We start from the raw sequence: 18,367 nt of genomic DNA, 5'->3' as shown, positions 1-18,367 counted from the left end.
CGCCTTGCGCGATCGCCTTGTGGGACTACATTTAATCGATATCCGTCAAGATCATATGGCGTGATGCGAGCCGCGAATCGCGGAAAGTGTCTGCCGCGGTGACATGAAAGGAGATACCAAATGGCAGAGATAGACAAGGAAGACGTCGTTGCGGTGCTGAACCGGATTCTCGAATCCGAGTTGGCCGGCGTCGTTCGATATACGCACTACTCGTTTCTTGTTTTCGGATTCGGACGCATTCCGATCCGATCCTGGCTGCGCGAGCAGGCCGACGAATCGCTGTTGCACGCACAGCAGGTCGGCGAGTGGATCACCACCTTGGGCGCCTATCCGTCGCTTGCGATCGGTCCCCTCCTCGACTCGCACACATTCGATATCTCGTCGATCCTCCGCGAATCGCTGCAAGCCGAGAACCTCGCGCTAGCGCTTTATCGTGAACTGCTCGCGCTGGTCGAGGACCGCTCCGTTGCACTCGAGGAGTTCGCCCGCCAGATGATCCATATCGAAGAGATGCACGCGGGCGAAGTCGACAAGATGCTGCGCCGCCCTGGAGAAATGACGACGTCGGCCGAACGCCAGGCGGGCCAACCCTGATCAAGCGGACTATGGCGGCATGTGCGTGGCGCGCCACGCACGGTGGCGCGTCCCGTCCGTCTATCTGGCCGGAAGACCCAGCATTTCACGCGCCTGGGCAGCGCTCGCCACCGGCCGGCCATATTCGCCGCACAATGATGCCACCCGCGCAACCAGTTGCGCGTTGCTCTTCGCCAGCGTGTCCTTGTCCCAGCGCACATTGTCTTCCAGACCCGTGCGGCAGTGGCCACCTAGTTCGAGAGTCCAGTGATTGACCTCCAACTGATGCCGTCCGATACCAGCGGCGGTCCACGTTGCATCCGGCAATAGCGCCTTGAGTTGTTGGACTTCGAACTCAAGAATCTCGCGACGCGCGGGCAGCGCGTTTTTCACACCCATCACGAACTGAACGTGCACAGGAGATTTCAGCAGCCCTTGTTGCACGAGGTCCACTGTGCTGTACAACATCGCCAGATCAAAGATCTCGATTTCCGGTTTGACCTCGTAGTCGAGCATCATCTGCGCAAGCGCACGCACAAAGTCCGGCGGATTTTCATAGACAGTAGTCGGAAAATTGACAGAACCCGTTGCGAGCGATGCCATATCCGGGCGCAGATCGAGCATCGCGCCGCGTTGCTCGAACGAACGGCCACGACCGCCTGTCGAAAACTGGATGATGATGTCAGGGCAGTGCTTCCGGATGCCCTCCTGGAGAGAGGCGAAACTCGAGCGGTCGGAGCTGGAGTTCTCCTGTTCGTCACGCACGTGCAGATGAACGAGCGATGCTCCGGCTTCGTACGCTTCGTGCGTGCTTTCAATCTGCTCGGAGATCGTGATCGGCACAGCCGGGTTGTCCTTCTTGCGCGGAACTGAGCCAGTGATGGCAACGGAGATAACGCACGGTTCGCTCATGGCTCACACTCCAGTTCAAGATTTCCGTCCCGCCTATTTGGCGAGCGTCATGACCGCGTGCCCGGCGAAATGCCGGCACACCACGTGTTCCAAGTCTAGTTCAAATGCGCGCGATGAGGACCGCGTCCCTTGGGGACAGACGGAACGCGAAAACGCCTGTCAGCTCGTCAGCGTTACCACAACTCATCAGCGAGCGTCCCGTTGAGATGGCATTTGAACAGCAAAAGGTAGCGCATGAAGTCGCTTCGTCAGGCCTATCGCCGACAGGCCCGGCCATAGCGAATCTGCCTAAGTTAAACCTCCGGCGACACGCTTCGCCGCCGCGAGTGTTCTCCTCAACCTCTCATCCAGTTCGAGCGTCCCGGCCAGCTTGCGATTAGGTACCTCGAGACCGAATGGAATGCCCGGAGGCAACGCCTCGATAAACTCGCGCAACGGCAAGCCGCCCTCACCTGGCAACAGGCGGTCATAGCGTGCTTCTTCGGAAATAGCCGCCGTAGTTGCGGGCGCCGTCGCACTGGCGTCACAGAACTGCGCGTACCGGATTCGTGCCGGATCGACGGTCGCAATGTCGCTAATCTCGCCGCCGCTGCGCATCAGGTGAAAGGGATCGAGCAGCAATGCGCCATTGACTTGCGCCGCCTCGCTCACAATCGCATTGGCTGCCTGAATGCTGCCGACGCCGAGCCACGCCGCAAATTCGAGCGCGCACGAAATGCCGAAGGGAGCCGCCAGTTCGCACAGTTGCACGAATTTCTCGACGGCTAGCGAACGGTCGGCAATATCGATCAGCGTGAGCGCATTGCGCGCGCCGAGACGCATGGCCGTCTCGAACACTCGCTTGAAGTCCTGCACGTCGCGCTCCGGCGTGAGCAGCATGACTTCGATATCCAGCACGCCGAGGCCGGTGTCACGCAAGCGCGCCTCTGTTTCCAACAACATCGGCGAGTTGTCGAACATTGGATGCTGCGCTTCGCCCGCCCGAAACGGGCTCAGGCGCAGGCTGACCGCGTCGTAGCCCGTCCGGCTCGCCGCCGCCACCAGATCAGGTGGCGTCAGTTCGATAGCCGTCAGCGGCACCAGAGAATAGAGCCGTGTCATCGCATCGTCCCTGTCTCAGCCAGCTTCGCTCATGGTCGGCTCGGCATGCGTCTGCTCGTGGGCAACCCGTTTCAGCAGATCCAGCGCGACGTCGACAATCATGTCTTCCTGGCCGCCCACCATCTTGCGCCGGCCAAGCTCGACCAGGATGTCCACGGTTTTGAGGCCGTACTTGCCCGCCGCCACTTCCGCGTGACGCAGAAAGCTCGAATACACGCCGGCGTAGCCGAGCGCAAGGGTCTCGCGGTCCACGCGCACCGGACGGTCCTGCAATGGACGCACCAGATCATCAGCCGCATCCATCAGACGATACAGATCGCAGCCGTGATTCCAGCCCTGACGCTCTGCCGCGGCAATGAACACTTCCAGCGGCGCATTACCCGCGCCTGCCCCCATGCCGGCAAGACTCGCGTCGATGCGGTCGCAACCCTCTTCCACCGCCACCAGCGAATTGGCGACGCCGAGACTCAGATTGTGATGCGCGTGCATACCGGTCTGCGTTTCCGGCTTCAGCGCATCCTTGAATGCGCGGAAGCGATCGCGAATATCGTTCATGCCGAGTGCGCCGCCCGAATCCACCACATACACGCAGGTCGCGCCGTAGCTTTCCATCAGCTTCGCCTGTTCGGCGAGCTTCTGCGGGGTGGTCATGTGGCTCATCATCAGGAAACCGACCGGGTCCATGCCGAGTTCGCGGGCGAACTCAAGATGCTGGCGCGAGACGTCCGCCTCGGTGCAGTGCGTGGCGACCCGCACGACGCGCGCACCGGCGTCGAACGCATTGCGCAGATCGTGCGTGGTGCCGATTCCGGGGATCAACAACGTGGCGATCTTCGTCGTCTTGACGCTTTCCGCCGCGGCCGCGATCCACTCAACATCGCTATGCGCACCAAAGCCGTAGTTGAAGCTCGACCCTTCGATACCGTCGCCGTGCGCGACTTCGATGCTGTCGACGCCCGCTTCATCCAGTGCCGAAGCAATCGCCTTCACATTCGCGATGCTGTACTGATGACGAATCGCGTGACTGCCGTCGCGCAGCGTGACGTCGGAGATATAGAGTTTTTTATCGAGCGATGTCATTACACGGCCTCCTTGTGACCGCGCGCAATGCCGGCAGCAACCCGGCGGCGCGCCATCATGTCAGCGCACGCGAGCGCGGCCGACGTCATGATGTCGAGATTGCCCGCATACGAGGGCAGATAGTGAGCGGCGCCTTCCACTTCGAGGAACACCGAGGTTTTCAGGCCGTGCTTCGGACCGATGCCAGGCACGTTCAGCGGCTGCTCCGGTGAGATCACGTCGAACTGCACCTTCTGCTTCAGACGATAGCCGGGCACATAGGCCTGCACGCTAGCCACCATCCGCGCAATGCTGTCTTCAATGAGTTGTGTGTCGACCAGATCGGACAATACGAACACCGTGTCACGCATGATCAGCGGCGGCTCGGCCGGATTGAGCACGATGATCGCCTTGCCGCGCGTTGCGCCGCCAAGGATTTCGATCGCGCTGCGCGTGGTCTCGGTGAACTCGTCGATGTTGGCGCGGGTGCCCGGCCCAGCCGATTTGCTTGAGATCGACGCGACGATTTCCGCGTAATGCACCTTCGCCACGCGTGACACTGCCGCGACCATCGGAATCGTCGCCTGGCCGCCGCAGGTGACCATGTTCATGTTGTTGGCGTTTTCGGCTTCGAGGTTGATCGCAGGAATCACATACGGACCGATCGCCGCAGGCGTCAGGTCGATCACCTGCACGCCGTGTTGCTGAAGCACATCGTTGTGACGCTTGTGCGCGCCTGCCGAGGTGGCGTCGAACACGATGTCGATGTCCTTGAACACGTCGAGCTTCAGCAAGCCCTCGATCCCTTCAGCGGTCGTCGCCACGCCCATGCGTTCAGCACGCGCGAGGCCATCCGATTTCGGATCGACGCCGACCATCGCGCCCATTTCGAGGTGCTTGCTGTTGCGCATCACCTTGATCATCAGATCGGTGCCGATGTTACCCGGCCCGATGATCGCCACCTTAACCTTGTCAGTCATATCCCCTCCGGAATCATTGCTTCATGCTTTGGGAAGCGACGCGCTGCCGTCCACGACGCGGTCCGCAACGGTCTTGCCACCACGTCCCCAGCAGTCGGGCGGCACCTCTTCCACGAGTACGCGCACGCCGTCGATCGGCATGTCGAGGCTTTCCGCCATTGCCCGCGACACGCTTTCGATCAGGCGCCGTTTCTTCTCGGGGCTGCGGCCCTCGAGGATCTTGATCAGAGCAATCGGCATCACCTTACCCCTTGATGTGAAAACCCGCGCTGCCGAGCTGTTCCATATCGACCGATACGTACTGGCCGGGTTTGATCCATTCGGCCGGCGTCGCGCCGCCCGCCATCACGATCCAGCCGGCTTGCAGCGGCTCGCCTGCCTGTGCCGACAAACGCGCGGCGGCCACCAGCGACCGTAGCGGATGACCGAGCAGCGCCGCCGTCGAACCGACCTGCACGACACGGCCGTCGAGGTTCAGCGTGAGACCCAGATTCGCGAAGTCGATCTTCGGATCGCGCCACGCGCCGATCACGAAGCCGCTAGAAGATGCGTTATCCGCGATCACCTCGGGCAACGTGAACTTGAAATCCTTGTAGCGCGAGTCGATGATTTCGAGCGCCGGCGCAATCGCTTCGACCGCGGCGAGCGCTTGCGGTCCGGTCACGTCGCCTTCGAGCGAATGCTTCAGCACGAACGCAATTTCTGGTTCGACGCGAGGATGCACGAAGCGCGAGAAATCGATCGCGGTGCCCTCTTCAATCTGCATGCCCGCGGTCAGACGGCCCCAGATCACGTCCGAGAGACCCATCTGAACCATCTTCGCGCGGCTCGTGAAACCCATCTTCACGCCGACGCGGCGCTCGCCCCGCTCGACTCGCCGTTTGATCGAAGCCGATTGAATCTCGTAAGCCTCGTCCAAAGACAGATGGCCTTCGGGATCGAACTGCGAGACTTCGGTTGCTTTACGCGCTGCATCGTCGAGCAGCGTCGCGTATTCAGTGATGGAGCTCATTAGCGTGCCTCGCTCGCGGTTTGCGTGGAATCGGCTTCGAACACGGCGCGCACCGAGCCCAATCCGTTGATGCGTGTTTCGAAGATGTCGCCGGGCGTGACGGCGACCATCGGTCCGAGCGCGCCGGACAGCACCAGGTCGCCAGCAAGAAGCGGCGTGCCGAGCGCGGCCATCTTGCGGGCCAGCCACACCACCGCGTTGATCGGGTTGCCCAGGCATGCCGCGCCCGCGCCGACCGACACCGGCTCTCCGCGCCGCTCCATCACCATGCCGCATAGCCGAAGATCGAACTCGGACAGCTTGCGCGGGCCGTTACCGAGCACGTATGCGGACGACGACGCGTTGTCCGCGATCGTGTCGGTGATGCGGATATTCCAGTTCGCAATCCGGCTGCCGACAATTTCGAGCGCGGGCAACGCGTAATCGATGGCGTTCAGCACATCGAGCTGGCCGGGATTCGGCATGCGCAGATCGCGGCCGATCACGAAGGCGACTTCGGCCTCGATCTTCGGTTGAGTCAGAATGGACGCGGGAATGGGTTCGCCGTCGCCGTAACCCATGTCGTCGAACAGCATGCCGAAGTCAGGCTGGTCGACGCCGAGTTGCTTCTGCACGGCCGCCGAGGTCAGCCCGATCTTGCAGCCGACAATGCGCCGTCCCTCGGCCACACGCCGATCGGTGTTGGCGCGCTGGATCGCGTACGCGTCTTCGATCGTCAGTTGCTCGTAGGTCTCGCGCAGCGGCGCGATGTACTTGCCGCTACGCTCGGCCTCGACCAATGCGTTCGCCGCCTGTTCTATCAATTGAGGTGTCATTTTCCGCTCTCCTGTGCGGCTGCGGCGAGTTCGTCCTTGGTTTGATCGCCGACGGCCCAATGCGTGGCCGGTGTGACCGTCGCGTATACGCGGATGGTGTTGAGCGGCGCGCCCAGCGTTTCGTGCACGGTGCGGGCTACGGCCTTGACGCACGCTTTGATCGCGGCATCGTCACGTCCTTCGACGAGTGAAATGTGAATGATGGGCATGGTTTTCCTCTGTGCGTAACGTGGCGTGACGCCGGGTTGAATTAAATTGCTGCGGGAGGCGCCACTACGGCCACTGTCTGCCCGCTCCGTGCGAGCGAATCGGCGATACGTCCCTGCTCTTTCATTGACTCGACGAAGACAGCGAGCGCTGACGCTGCCTCGGTGCGATCCTTCGGCACACCCATCGCCTGGCGGATCGTCATGAAGCTGTCGTCGAGGACGCGCAATCCCTCATGCGTCGAGACATAACGGCTCACCACCTGACGAACGCCGGCGGCTGCGTCGAAGCCTTGAGTCAGGAATGCCTCGAACGCTTCAGCGGCGGTGGCATAACGTTCGATCTGCGCCTCTTTGAGCGTACGTGTCAGGTAGAGGTCGTACGCGCTGGCAGCACCCACGGTAATGCGCGCGCCGGCGCGGTCGATCTGTTCGCTGTACTGCAATCGCGACTCTTCGCGCACCATGTACGCGCCCTCAATCAGCACATACGGTGGGGTGAAAGCGATCTGCTCGCCGCGTGTCGGATCGGTCGCGAGAAACGCGACGTCCCATGCGTTGCTGGCGAGTGCTTCGAAAACTTTGCCCGCTGCGTCGAAGGTGACGAATTGCACCTCGACGTCGAGCCTTGCTGCGAGTTCACGCGCGAGATCGACGGAAATGCCGCTGAGTTCGCCGTTGTCCACGCGGCGTTGCGCGAGCACCGTATTGCCGAGATTGATCGCCGCGCGCAGCACGCCGCCCGGCGCAAGCTGTTCACGCGCCGACTGAAGTGCCTGGTGGAACTGCGCGTCGCTCATGACTTGCGCTCCAGCACCGACCAGACCGGCCGCGGACCTTCGGTCTTGCCGGTGATCGGCGGCTTCGGCAGCCTGGCCTCGCCTGCTTCGATCCTGAAGTGATGCGCGAGCGAATACCACGGTCCCTGAATATCACCTGAAGGCGCGGGTTCGTTTTCGTGCAATACGTATTGCCCCACAAGCGCCTGCGTCACGCCGAACTGCACGTCGGTGTCGAGGTTCGGATCGTCGCTCGAATAGACTTGCGAGAACTGAGTCTTGAAGCCCGGCTTGTAGATCATGAAGTGGATGTGTGCCGGACGCATGTTGTGGCGTCCTTGCGCGCGCAGCAATTCGCCAACTGGACCCGACAGCGGAATCGGGTAGCCTGCGGGCTTGACGCTGCGAAAAGCAATATGCCCTTCACTATCCGTGGTGAGCTTGCCGCGCAGATTCATATCGGCCTGCTCGGGGTCCTGGTTCTCGTAGAAACCTTCGGCCGACGTGTGCCACACATCGACTTCAGCGCCTTCCACAGGTTTCCCTTCGGCGTCGTGCACCCATGCATCGACAAAGATCGGCACGCCAGGCGTTTCCGAACGAACAATCGACCCACCATTCGGCGTAGCGGGCGAATCCATACGCCAGAACGGCCCCATCAGGTTGGCGGTGGTTTCTGTCTGGCCGTTGTCGCCGTTATTCAGCAGACAAACCAGCGATGAAAGTCCGATTGAACCGGCCGCCAGCACCACTTCATTGTGCGATGCGGTCGACAATTGCCCGAGCTTCGCGATGAAGCCACAGGCCTGATGGAATTCCGCTTCGGTGAGTTTGGCGTCGCGTGCGAAGTTGTGCAGATGGTGTACAGCGGCGGACATGATTTCGCGGAAGCGCGGGTTGGGTGCGCGGCTGAGTTCCGCAAGAACCGCTTGAGTGACATCTTTCTGGTTGCCGATGATCATGCCTGTCTCCAATCGTGGGCGCGCTACGCCGGCGGTTCAGTCGCACTGGACTCTGCGGGCGATGCGCGGCTTGACGTGTTGCAGCCATGATGCACGCCATGGGAACATACCGTCCAATACCGTTTTTTGAATTCCCGATACCGTATCGGTATGATGCCAAGCAGCCTTGGATACTCCACCGGTGTCGGCACACAGACTGGAAAGACAGACAATGGAACTGAAGCAGATGCGCTATTTCCTCGCCCTCGCGGAAGAGCTGAACTTTGGGCGAGCGGCTGAGCGCCTGCACATGGCGCAACCACCGCTCACCCGGAATATCCGGGCCCTCGAAGAGGAGCTCGGCACCCAGCTATTCATCCGCACAGCCAAAGGGGCGGAACTGACGGAAGCGGGTCGCGCCTTGCTCGACGAAGTGCCGAACATTCTCGCGTTGTCCCGCCGCGCCGAAGAACAGACCCAACTCGCCGGTCAAGGATATCTGGGGCGGCTCGACGTCGGCATCTTCAGTTCCGGCATCCTGAACGTGATTCCGCGACTGCTTGCCGACTTTCATACCGAACGTCCCGAGGTGAAAATCGGCTTGCACAACATGTCGAAGGCCGAGCAGATCGCGGCGCTTCGCGAGCGTCGTATCACAATCGGTTTTAACCGGCTGGTGCCGGACGAAAGCGATATTGCTGTCGACTGGGTGCAGCGCGAGCCGTTTCTCGTTGCGCTGTACGAGGGACATCCATTGTGCGAGAAGAAAGCTGTGACGCTACGCGACCTCGATAACGAGCGCATGATTCTGTACCCCAACGCACCGGTGCACGGACTCGCGCAGGAGGTGACGGCCGCGTTTCGCGCCGAGGGCGTGCGCCTGCGTATCGAACAGGAGGTCGAGGACGTCGTGACCTGTATCGCGCTGGTTGCGAGCCGCTTCGGCGTCTGCGTGACGACAGAGTCGGCGGTCAATCTTCGATTGCCTGGGGTGGTGTATCGGCCGCTCAAATCGTCACAGTTACGGGAGATCGAGTTGAGTTGCCTGTATCGGCGCGGAGATACGTCACCGATCCTGCAGGCGTTTCTCAAGTTGATACGGGCGTCCCGCTCGAAGCATGTCCACGCGAAGCTCTAAACGAGAGCCCCGCGGCAACGGTACTTTTAGGTAGCCCGGAATTGGGGCCGTGCGAAAGCCGGCCACGAAAGAATCATCGCCGCCCGGAGCGGAAATGGACCTGAACTTCGAAGCAATGTGCACCCGGAAGCTAGCTTTCGACCGGCGACAGCGCCGGCACCCCGCGTTGATGCCAAATGCCTCCAGCGCCTGCTGAGGGTTTTTCGCGCGACCATTGCATGAGCAAAATCAGCGGCACAGTGAGCCTCGCTCGGTTCCACCAGGCGGGTCCAGGGAGTCAATGGACAAGCTATCCGAAAATCCGAACCCATGCCGCCCGAAGGCGACGCGCGCGGTTTTCGAAGAGATATGAGGCAGCGAGCGTCAAGAGACCCGAAACAACACCTGTCACGATGTGCTCGACATACGGGATGCGGTGGTGACTCTCGTGCGAATAGGCGTCGCCTACCGTCGTCAGGAGGCCGACGACAAGCGCATTGCCGTACCGATGCGCGTAGAGTTTCGACGCAGGCGTGAAGGTCAACAGTACGGCCAGGAGTCCGGTGAGCAGACCGGTATGGAATGCAGTCGTCCAGTGGGCAAGACTCATGACACTGCCCCAGCTCCCCGGCATGCAGGTCATGCACGCGCTGGTCGGCTGCCAGAAACGCTGGATAAACAGCTTGGCGCGTCTTTTCCACTCGATTGACATGATGTATTCCCATCGATGCCGTTGCCACGGCCGACGCCACCCTATGTTTTGTTGGAGCGGTTTCCAGGCCCTTTAACCAGATCGCCGCCCTCGCCAGAGATGCGTCAGATCTGCAAGCCGTCGAGGCGTGGCAAGAACGTGTACATGCACGAATACTACACTGCGATTGAACGGCCGCGGTTTTGATCGGAGGCGGAATTCGGCCCTTGCATTTATCGCTGCGCTCCATCGATGACGGGTATCGCACTCAGCGTCGCAGCACTGATCGTCGCCCTGTCCGTAATCGGCGGATTCAAGGTCGACGTGTGAGATCTTGCGCGATTCCCGCCCTCCCCCTCACACAGCTTCCCCCGCCGGAGATGCAGATTCGTGACACGTTTTATTTATACGACCGCGTAGGCCGCGCGGTCTGATCGAGCAAGATGCAGCGCCAAAAGTCGATTCGACTGGCAAGGTATCAAGCAGGTTTTATTTGACCGCCCAGCCACGCGGATTCAAATGCGGGAAATACACATCCCTTTCGCCCGCGCGCGATCAGTAAGGATTTATCGTCAGATGAGAAATCGGCTCGACGGAACTTCCTTCCGGAAAGGAAGGCTTATCTACGATTCCGCCAAACCGGGGCGTCGACTGATTTAACACTACTCACCGTTATTTTCGTCTGGATAATGTTCCCCGAGACGATGAAACGGCCGTGGCGCGATCCATTGAGGCATCGCGCCACCGGCAGAACACTTACATCACCCGATGCGCGCGTTGGTGACCGTCACCGTCGGGCCGCCCTTGTCCCAGTCTTCCAGGCTCATCGCGCGTTTCCAGACCGGATTGGCGCTGGTGATGGATCCATTCACGACGTAGCCATTCAATTGAAGGCCCTGGACGTTGAACGAACCGCCGGGACTTCCCGTATCCGTATGGCCGGTAATGCTGATGCTGACCGTCTTGCTGACCGGACCCGGCAAGAATCCAAAATAAATGAGAATCCCGCCACCGGCGCAGTTATTCGTCGTCGGGCTGACGATGCGAATGTTTTCAAACACGGCGGTATTATCATTCGGCTCGATATCGAGACCGCATCCGGGTTGCGTTCCGCCGATATTTTCCCAAAGCGGAGTATTGAACGTAATCCCGCTGCCACTGATAATCGATACACCCTGGCGACGACATCCGGTCGCGTGGTGAGAATTGACCGTAATGTTCTTGCTGTAGCCGTTACTCTGTCTATCGCTATTATTGATATAAATACCGTCGCCCCAGCAATTGATCGTGGTCGGAGACGTAATGGTGCAATTCGTTGCGCCATTAATCGAAATCCCCATTCCCCATTCACCCGATTTCGCCGAATTCAATTCCTTGCTGCCGTCGAGGTACGGGCTTTCGAGCGTGACGTTGCTCACGTCCGCCAAACGCAGGATTTCGTAAGTGTCGGTATTATGCGGCAGCAGCTTGATCGAGGCGCCGCTCGCGAACCGCACGTGGCTATTGGTGCGCAGATCGAGACCGGCCGAATCGATCCGGCTCTTTCCGGTAATCAGCAAAATCTGCCCGACGGAGCCGTCGATCGCGCGCTGGAGCGCGACGCGATCGTTGGTGGTTCCATCGCCCTTGACGCCGAAAGACGTGTCGAGAAGAACGCCATCGGTGTTCGTCGGCGTGCTCGCTGGCGTGCTCGCCGCAGCCGGTGCGCTCGCCGTAGCTGGCGCGCTCGCACCGGTCGAGGAACTGGCGCCCCTCGGACTAGAGGCGCCGCCGCCGCGTCGGCTTCTGTTCGCGACCGCGTCGGCATTGGCAGGATCGCTGCTGCCGCCGCCGCAAGCGGCAAGCACAAGCGCACCGCTGCTGGCCAATAACGTTGTCAGAAATTTACGACGGACCGCGAGTTGAGTGTCGGAAACTGAGAGTTTTGCAGCTGGTGTATTGTTAATCATTCAAGTCTTTCCAACTATGCCGGCGCGATCGAAAAAAGCCAAAACCCAAGCAGACGACCTTGACCGCACAGGCGTTTAAAGGGAAATTAAGCGAGATAACGGGCGCAAAAAGCCCGAACGCTTACATACGCATTGCTCCGCGTATTCGGCGATGCGAATACGCGCAGGTGCGAGCGAATTCCCGAAGATAATCTCCGCTTAAAAGCAAAGAGAACTTCAGGTTGGTAAAGCAGGGTCTTCCGGAAGGTGTCGCCAGACTTGCACTTCGATGGCGCAAAAGCGCCGATGAGAGCAGAGCAATAGCTAGACGGTAAATTATTACCGTCTTTTAACAATCGTATCAGATTACCAAAGTCAGTTCTACGTCACACTTGTTACAACATGTACGTCATATCATCGTATGTTTGGCCAAACACGGAACAAATTTCCTGAACATCCCCATTTGCATGGATTTCCATACCGACGATTTTGTATGTTGATTTTAAAGGTATGAAGAATGAGCGGAAATACTCATATCATCGGGTTAAATCAGATTTTAACCGTATGAGTAATTTATTTGAAAGAAATTAATAGGATCTGAGGAGATGCAGGCTGGAACACTCGTGGGTTCCAGCCGCATGGCGGCCGCGGCGAGTCGCACTACGCTCGCGACGCTCGTCAGACGCCGGCCCCTCGTCGGGCGCGATCTTGCGACCGAGAAGGCCTTGCGCGTAATTCAGTTCGACGTTGGGAAGGAAGCGCGCAGTCGCGGATTCGTCGCCGACGCAAGCCAACCCGCCCTGCCCGACCGCTCCGCGTTTGCCCCGAGGATGTTCTCGCGATTCATCCGCGCACCCGTACAAAGCCTTTAACGCCGCTCGTCGGCAACGGCTTGCGCCGCGATCTCACCAATGCTCGCTGTCCAGGTCAACTTCGTCCCCTGCCTCGTGCAGTGTTGTTTAGCGCACCGAACGCATTTCTAAAGAGCGATCCAATCGAGCAAAACGCTCAAACAAGAAAGAGGCTTGACGCTCATGCGCTACGAGACAAGAACATTGCGCGGTCCAGTTGCAAAAGAGGTTGCAACACCCGCTCTTTGCCACCCGGCCATAGCAGGCGACGATAACCAAGCCGGTCGAGGTAACCCATGAGGCCGATCGCATTCGGTGGACGCTTTGGATGGCTTCATCCTGGGCACGGCACACATGGCGTGGTGCTCTGCAGTCCTTTTGGCCATGAAGAGCCGTGGTGCCACAAGGGCATCCGTTACCTGGCCGAAGAGCTGTCTGCGTACGGCATTCCCGCGTTGCGCTTCGACTATCTGGCAACGGGAGACTCCGCTGGCGTCGACGGCAAAGCCCATCACTTCGATGCCTTCGTGTCCGATATCGTCGCGGCCGTCGAGCGGCTCAAGGAACAAACCGGTGTGACGAGCGTGACGCTCTGCGGCTTGCGTCTCGGTGCGACCATGGCGGCACTGGCATCGCGTCAATGCGCGGCCGACTCGCTCGTGCTGCTCGCGCCTGTCACGCGCGGGCGAGCCTATCTGCGCGAATTGGCGGCGCTGCGCAAGGTCTGGCTCGACAATCTCGCCCCGCCCTTGCGCGCCGCGCAGCACGACAAGCCGTTCAACGTGCTGGGACAGGTTTACAGCGACAAGCTTTGCAGTGAACTGGCCGCGCTCGATCTCTCGAAGGAAATGGATGAATACCCTTCGGTTCCCGCACGCGTTCTCGTGCTCGATGCACGCTTCCGCGCAAGTGCCGCGCTGTGTTCGACGCTGCGCGGACGCGGCGTCGAGGTCGAAACGGGCGCGCTGGAAGGCTACTTCGAATATGTGGATGAGACGAAGTCATCGGTCGTACCCGCTCGCGCGCTTGACCGGGCCGTGCAATGGATCACGGACGGCGCCCCGGGCACGCGCGTCCAAAGGTCGGTGAACAAAGGAGCACGGCCGAGCGTCTCACTCGACGACGAAGCGATCATCGAAACGCCCGAAGCCCGCGAGCACCCGGTCATCTTCGGCGCCAACGGGCTGTTCGGCATTCTGTGCGAACCGCGCGACAGGCTCGCGTTCGGGCCCGTCATGCTGATCACCAATACCGCCGCCAGTGTGCATCACGGCGACAGCCGGCTGTCGGTTCGCATTGCGCGGGAAATGGCTCGGCGCGGCATCGCATCGATGCGCATCGACGCGCGCGGCATCGGCGACAGTCCGCCGCGCACCGCACACGGGCCGCTCGATCTGGTCCCATCGATCCATGCATCCACAACCATCGAGGATGTCGCGACGGCAGCCGCCTGGCTCAAGCGCAAGGGCTATCACACGGTCATCTCGTTCGGGATCTGCTCGGGCGCCTACAGCGCCTTGCACGCATCGCTCGTGGAGCCGACGCTCACGGCCGTCATCGCGGTCAATCTCGCGCGCTTTTACATACCCGAAGGCATGTCGATGGCGGAACTGGAGGAGGAGCAGCGCAACTCGATAAAGCGTGTCGGGCCTGCGATATTCAAGCCGTCCAAGTGGTGGCTCGTCCTGAGCGGAAAGCGCAAGTTCCGGCCGATTGCGCAGGCCGTCGCTGCGAACCTGATCGCGCGCCTGCGTTCGTATAGGCTGGGCGTGACCGGCAACGGTGCCGGCGCGGCCGAAGCCGCTACGGACCCGCATGGCGTCGTTCATGCGCTCGAACGCAAAGGTGTGCAGACTCTCTTCATCTACGGTTCAGGCGACGAAGGGATGGAGCAGTTCAACGCGCATTTCGGCAAACGCGGAAAGAAGCTGGCGCGCTTTTCGAATGTCAAGGCGGTCGTTTTCGATGAGCTCGATCACGCGCTTTTCGACCCGCGAGCGTCGGCGAAGGTCATTGCGCTAAGCGAGGCATTCATCAAGGATCTGCACGAGAAGGCGGTGGCGCCCAAGGTCGTCGATCCGGTGTTGGCCGTGTTGCAGCAGCGTGAGCAAGAAGCCAGGGCTCGGGCATCCGACGATGGGTCAAGACAGGCTCCGTCTGTCCTGACCCGCGCTCCACTACGGAGAAGGTGGTGAAAACGATTTATCCGGGTGCTTTTGAAAGCGGTGTTGGTCATAATCATCGTGAACAGGCACATGATCCATTGGGCTGACCGACTCTCACACGTCGAGCCCTTCGCTTCGCGCGTCGCCAGCCGGAAACTTCAATTGACGCACCTTGTGATACAGCGTCTTTTTCGGCATGCCCAGTTCCGCGCTGGCTTCAGCGATATTTCCATTGTGCCGTCGCAGCATATCCTCGATCAGCATGTGCTCGAAATGCGCAAGTTGCTCCGCAAGCGTTCCGCTTTTGATCCGCTGACTGCCGTTCGGCAACAGACAATCGCCGCCGAGACCCAGCACGAATCGGTCCGCGACGTTCTGCAGTTCCCGCACATTGCCCGGCCACTGATGCGACATCAGTTCGGAAACCTGCGATGCGGACACAATCGGAGCGGACTGTCCGAAACGAAGTGCGGCAGCGAGTACAAAGTGCTCGAATAACAGCGGTACGTCTTCACGACGTTCGCGCAAAGGCGGCAATTCGATCTGCGCGACGTTCAGCCGATACAGCAGGTCGGCCCGGAAACGTCCGTCTGTCGAAAGCTCCGTGAGATCCGCCTTCGACGCAGCCACGATCCGGCAATCGACGGCGATCTCCTCGTTTGCGCCCAGCCGCTCAATCCGGCGTTCCTGCAGTACTCGCAGCATCTTGATCTGCAGTGCGATCGGCATGGTTTCGATCTCATCGAGAAAGAGCGTGCCGCCGTTGGCCCATTCGATTTTGCCAATGCGATTCTTGATTGCACCCGTGAACGCGCCGGCCTCATGACCGAATAACTCACTTTCGAATAGCTGCTCCGGTAGACCGCCACAGTTGAGAGCAACGAAATGATGATCGCGGCGCCCGCCGAAATCGTGCAGCCCGCGCGCGATCAGTTCCTTGCCCGTGCCAGTTTCTCCCGTGATCAGCACTGACACAGAAGTATCCGCGAGTCGCAGGATTTTCCTGCGAACCTCTACGATCGCGGGTGACTTGCCAAGCACAAGGCCTTCTATGCCTTTCCAGTTTCGCAGCGCCGCGCGCAAGCCCTGTACTTCGAGCGTCAGACGGCGCTTCTCGACAGCGCGTGCCACTCGACTCGCGATGTGGTCCGACGAAAAAGGCTTTTCAATGAAGTCATAGGCGCCGGTTCGCATCGCACCCACCGCGGTCGCGATGTCCGCGTGCCCGCTGATCAGTACCACCGGGATCTGTGCATCGATCGCGAGGACGCGTTCGAGCAACTTCAGGCCGTCGATCCCCGGCATCCGGACGTCGGACACGATCACCACCGGCGCCCCCGGCGTGGCCTCCGCCAGCGCCTCGGCCGCAGCCGCATAAGCACGCACGGGAAATCCCGCCAGGGCAACCGCCTGCTCGACCCCGAGACGAACGTTCTCATCGTCCTCGACTACAACCACGCAAATCTCATCGCCCATTTACCGTCTCCTGTGCCGTCGTCTCGGAGAATTCAATCGTGAATTGTGCACCGCCGTCGGGTCGATTGGCCGCGAAGATTCGCGCCCCAAAGCCGTTGACAAGACGGGAGGTGATAGCGAGTCCGAGTCCCAGGCCGTGCCCTCGCGGCTTCGTGGTGACAAATGGTTCGAACAGATGCGGCAGAACCTCTGGCGCGATGCCGGGGCCACTGTCACTGACGGTGAAGAGCACGCGGCCCGGCTGCCCGTTCCTGGAAGCTTCGATGGAAATAATACGCTCGGCCTGGCCGGCGACTGCATCGAGCGCATTGCCGAGCAGATTGACGATCACCTGCTGCAACTGGCTCGGCTCTGCGCATATCGTCGTGCCGGCCGGGATGAAGACGTCTAGTTGCACGTGTTCGTCGCGAATGCGCGCTTCGTAGATCAGCACCGCATGCGTAACCGCCTCATTCAGTGACACTGCGACCCGTTCGAAATCAGGCTTGCGGGCGAAGGTCTTGAGCTCACTTGTCAGTACCGCCATGCTGTCGACCAGCCGTGAAATTCGCTGCAGGTTTCCGATGGCAGGTGCAGGTTGATTACGTTCAAAAAAAGTGAGTGCATTTTCGCAAAGCGTTTTGATGGCAACGAGCGGCTGGTTCAGTTCATGGGTCAAACCGGCCGCCATCTGTCCAAGCACAGCAAGCTTGCCCGCATGCACGACCTCTTGCTGTGAGTCCCGCAGAAGCTGCTCGGCGCGTGTGCGCTCGACGATCTCCTGCCGCATCCGCTCGTTGGCCTGCGTCAGCGCCGCCGTGCGCTCGCGAACCGTGATCTCAAGCCGATCATTGGCGCTGCGCAACGTGTCCTGTGCCTTTAGTTTTTCCGCAATTGCGCGACGGCGCTGGATCGCATAAAGGCAATAAAGCCCCACGATGAGGAAGCCCCCTGTGACGAACGCGAGCGCGATTTGCTGCTGGTGCCGCGCACCGGCGATGTCGAGCAGAACCAGGATCGAATCGCCGGCCTGGGGCGCGGTTCGCGACATCGCCAGATAGCGCCGCTCGTGGCCAGGGCGAGCCCAGTCGGGAAAGCGTGCAAACCACGCCGACGTGCCCCAATCATCGAGACGCCGATACGGCAGCGCTTCAACGCTACGGCCCGCGTATTGCCGCGACGCCTGGATCCGGTGCTGCTGCTCGGCGGTAATCGGTCTAAGCGCCGTGAACTTCCACGCCGGAATCGTTGAAATGACAATCACGCCGTTAGCGTCGATCACCATCGCCGCTTCGCCCGGCGTCCTCCACGCGGATTCGAGCGCGTCGACGCTGACCTTGACTGCCGTCACACCGATCGGCCCACCCTCATCCCGCACCGCGCTCGCGAAATAAAGGCCAGGCATGCCGGTGTTGGTACCGATGCCGAAAAAGCGACCCGCGCCATGCGCGAGCGCGTCCTGGAAATACGGTCGATATGACACGTTTGTGCCGACGAAGCTCTCTGGCCGATTCCAGTTGCTCGCGGCAATGACCAGGCCGTGCTGGTCGATCACATCCACGGCAACGCTGCCGGCCTCGTGATTCACCGCGTCAAGATAGGTATTCACCGTTTGCAGAAGTCCGGCCGCCGGGTCGGGCATCGCGCCCAGCAATGCACGCACGCTTTCCTGTCTCGCGACGATGGAGGGCATCATCTCGTACCGGCCGAGTTCGCTTCTGAGGCTGGCGGCGTATAAGTCGAGCCGGTGCGCGCCGATCTCCGCCAGCGCATTGATCGAAC

17 protein-coding genes are annotated in these 18,367 nt (G+C 60.5%); 3 read left to right on the top strand and 14 right to left on the bottom strand.

The features are described 5' to 3' along the window. Positions 1-120: 120 nt before the first annotated feature. Positions 121-594, top strand: coding sequence for a ferritin-like domain-containing protein (locus PQR42_RS43270; RefSeq protein WP_408220614.1), 474 nt, complete (start codon positions 121-123; stop codon positions 592-594). Positions 595-654: 60 nt separating this feature from the next. On the opposite strand, the gene PQR42_RS43265 is transcribed toward PQR42_RS43270, so the two are convergent. The 10 genes from PQR42_RS43265 to PQR42_RS43220 all read right to left on the bottom strand — a co-directional run bounded on the left by PQR42_RS43265 (position 655) and on the right by PQR42_RS43220 (position 8,399). After that, a complete protein-coding gene (locus PQR42_RS43265) occupies positions 655-1,485 on the bottom strand; it encodes a 3-oxoadipate:acetyl-CoA acetyltransferase (RefSeq protein WP_408220612.1) in 831 nt (276 codons plus the stop codon). A 288-nt stretch (positions 1,486-1,773) separates the two neighbouring features. Then, positions 1,774-2,586 carry a sugar phosphate isomerase/epimerase family protein gene (locus PQR42_RS43260; protein WP_408392806.1) on the bottom strand — a complete coding sequence of 271 codons (813 nt, stop codon included), beginning with the start codon at positions 2,584-2,586 and terminating at the stop codon, positions 1,774-1,776. A gap of 15 nt (positions 2,587-2,601) precedes the next feature. Then, complete coding sequence (dmpG, locus tag PQR42_RS43255; protein WP_408392808.1) at positions 2,602-3,666, bottom strand: 4-hydroxy-2-oxovalerate aldolase; 1,065 nt, start codon at positions 3,664-3,666, stop codon at positions 2,602-2,604. Beyond that, positions 3,666-4,625: an acetaldehyde dehydrogenase (acetylating) gene (locus PQR42_RS43250; RefSeq protein ID WP_408392811.1), complete on the bottom strand. Its 960-nt coding sequence runs from the start codon at positions 4,623-4,625 to the stop codon at positions 3,666-3,668. The genes dmpG and PQR42_RS43250 overlap by 1 nt, the downstream gene beginning before the upstream one ends. A 21-nt stretch (positions 4,626-4,646) precedes the next feature. After that, positions 4,647-4,865 carry a tautomerase family protein gene (locus PQR42_RS43245; RefSeq protein ID WP_408220604.1) on the bottom strand — a complete coding sequence of 73 codons (219 nt, stop codon included), beginning with the start codon at positions 4,863-4,865 and terminating at the stop codon, positions 4,647-4,649. A gap of 4 nt (positions 4,866-4,869) precedes the next feature. Continuing rightward, positions 4,870-5,637, bottom strand: coding sequence for a 2-keto-4-pentenoate hydratase (locus PQR42_RS43240; protein ID WP_408392814.1), 768 nt, complete (start codon positions 5,635-5,637; stop codon positions 4,870-4,872). Continuing rightward, complete coding sequence (gene mhpD, locus PQR42_RS43235; RefSeq protein WP_408392816.1) at positions 5,637-6,452, bottom strand: 2-keto-4-pentenoate hydratase; 816 nt, start codon at positions 6,450-6,452, stop codon at positions 5,637-5,639. Before mhpD ends, PQR42_RS43240 begins: the two co-directional genes overlap by 1 nt. Next, positions 6,449-6,661 (bottom strand): tautomerase family protein, encoded by a 213-nt coding sequence (locus PQR42_RS43230; RefSeq protein ID WP_408181284.1) that lies wholly within the window; start codon positions 6,659-6,661, stop codon positions 6,449-6,451. Before PQR42_RS43230 ends, mhpD begins: the two co-directional genes overlap by 4 nt. 41 nt (positions 6,662-6,702) lie before the next feature. Continuing rightward, positions 6,703-7,458: a transporter substrate-binding domain-containing protein gene (locus tag PQR42_RS43225; protein WP_408392819.1), complete on the bottom strand. Its 756-nt coding sequence runs from the start codon at positions 7,456-7,458 to the stop codon at positions 6,703-6,705. Then, complete coding sequence (locus tag PQR42_RS43220; protein ID WP_408392821.1) at positions 7,455-8,399, bottom strand: dioxygenase family protein; 945 nt, start codon at positions 8,397-8,399, stop codon at positions 7,455-7,457. The genes PQR42_RS43225 and PQR42_RS43220 overlap by 4 nt, the downstream gene beginning before the upstream one ends. Positions 8,400-8,610: 211 nt before the next feature. Between PQR42_RS43220 and PQR42_RS43215 the strand changes: the two genes are divergently transcribed. After that, positions 8,611-9,516 (top strand): LysR family transcriptional regulator, encoded by a 906-nt coding sequence (locus PQR42_RS43215; RefSeq protein WP_408220592.1) that lies wholly within the window; start codon positions 8,611-8,613, stop codon positions 9,514-9,516. Between the two features lie 289 nt (positions 9,517-9,805). Here PQR42_RS43215 and PQR42_RS43210 read toward each other — a convergent pair whose 3' ends face one another. Both PQR42_RS43210 and PQR42_RS43205 read right to left on the bottom strand, forming a co-directional pair. Further along, positions 9,806-10,207, bottom strand: coding sequence for a hypothetical protein (locus PQR42_RS43210; RefSeq protein WP_408220590.1), 402 nt, complete (start codon positions 10,205-10,207; stop codon positions 9,806-9,808). Between the two features lie 740 nt (positions 10,208-10,947). Continuing rightward, positions 10,948-12,135, bottom strand: coding sequence for a hypothetical protein (locus PQR42_RS43205; protein WP_408220588.1), 1,188 nt, complete (start codon positions 12,133-12,135; stop codon positions 10,948-10,950). 1,126 nt (positions 12,136-13,261) lie between these two features. Here PQR42_RS43205 and PQR42_RS43200 point away from each other — a divergent pair. Continuing rightward, positions 13,262-15,160, top strand: coding sequence for a serine aminopeptidase domain-containing protein (locus tag PQR42_RS43200; protein WP_408495758.1), 1,899 nt, complete (start codon positions 13,262-13,264; stop codon positions 15,158-15,160). Positions 15,161-15,244: 84 nt separating this feature from the next. On the opposite strand, the gene PQR42_RS43195 is transcribed toward PQR42_RS43200, so the two are convergent. Next, positions 15,245-16,606 (bottom strand): sigma-54-dependent transcriptional regulator, encoded by a 1,362-nt coding sequence (locus PQR42_RS43195; RefSeq protein ID WP_408220584.1) that lies wholly within the window; start codon positions 16,604-16,606, stop codon positions 15,245-15,247. Further along, on the bottom strand, positions 16,596-18,367 hold a 1,772-nt coding region (locus tag PQR42_RS43190), incomplete at its 5' end, for a sensor histidine kinase (protein WP_408495756.1). The genes PQR42_RS43195 and PQR42_RS43190, both read right to left, overlap by 11 nt.

It is taken from the genome of Paraburkholderia sediminicola, from assembly GCF_046027355.1.
GTDB lineage: Bacteria > Pseudomonadota > Gammaproteobacteria > Burkholderiales > Burkholderiaceae > Paraburkholderia > Paraburkholderia sediminicola_B.
This window is presented reverse-complemented; position numbering and strand designations above follow the sequence as displayed.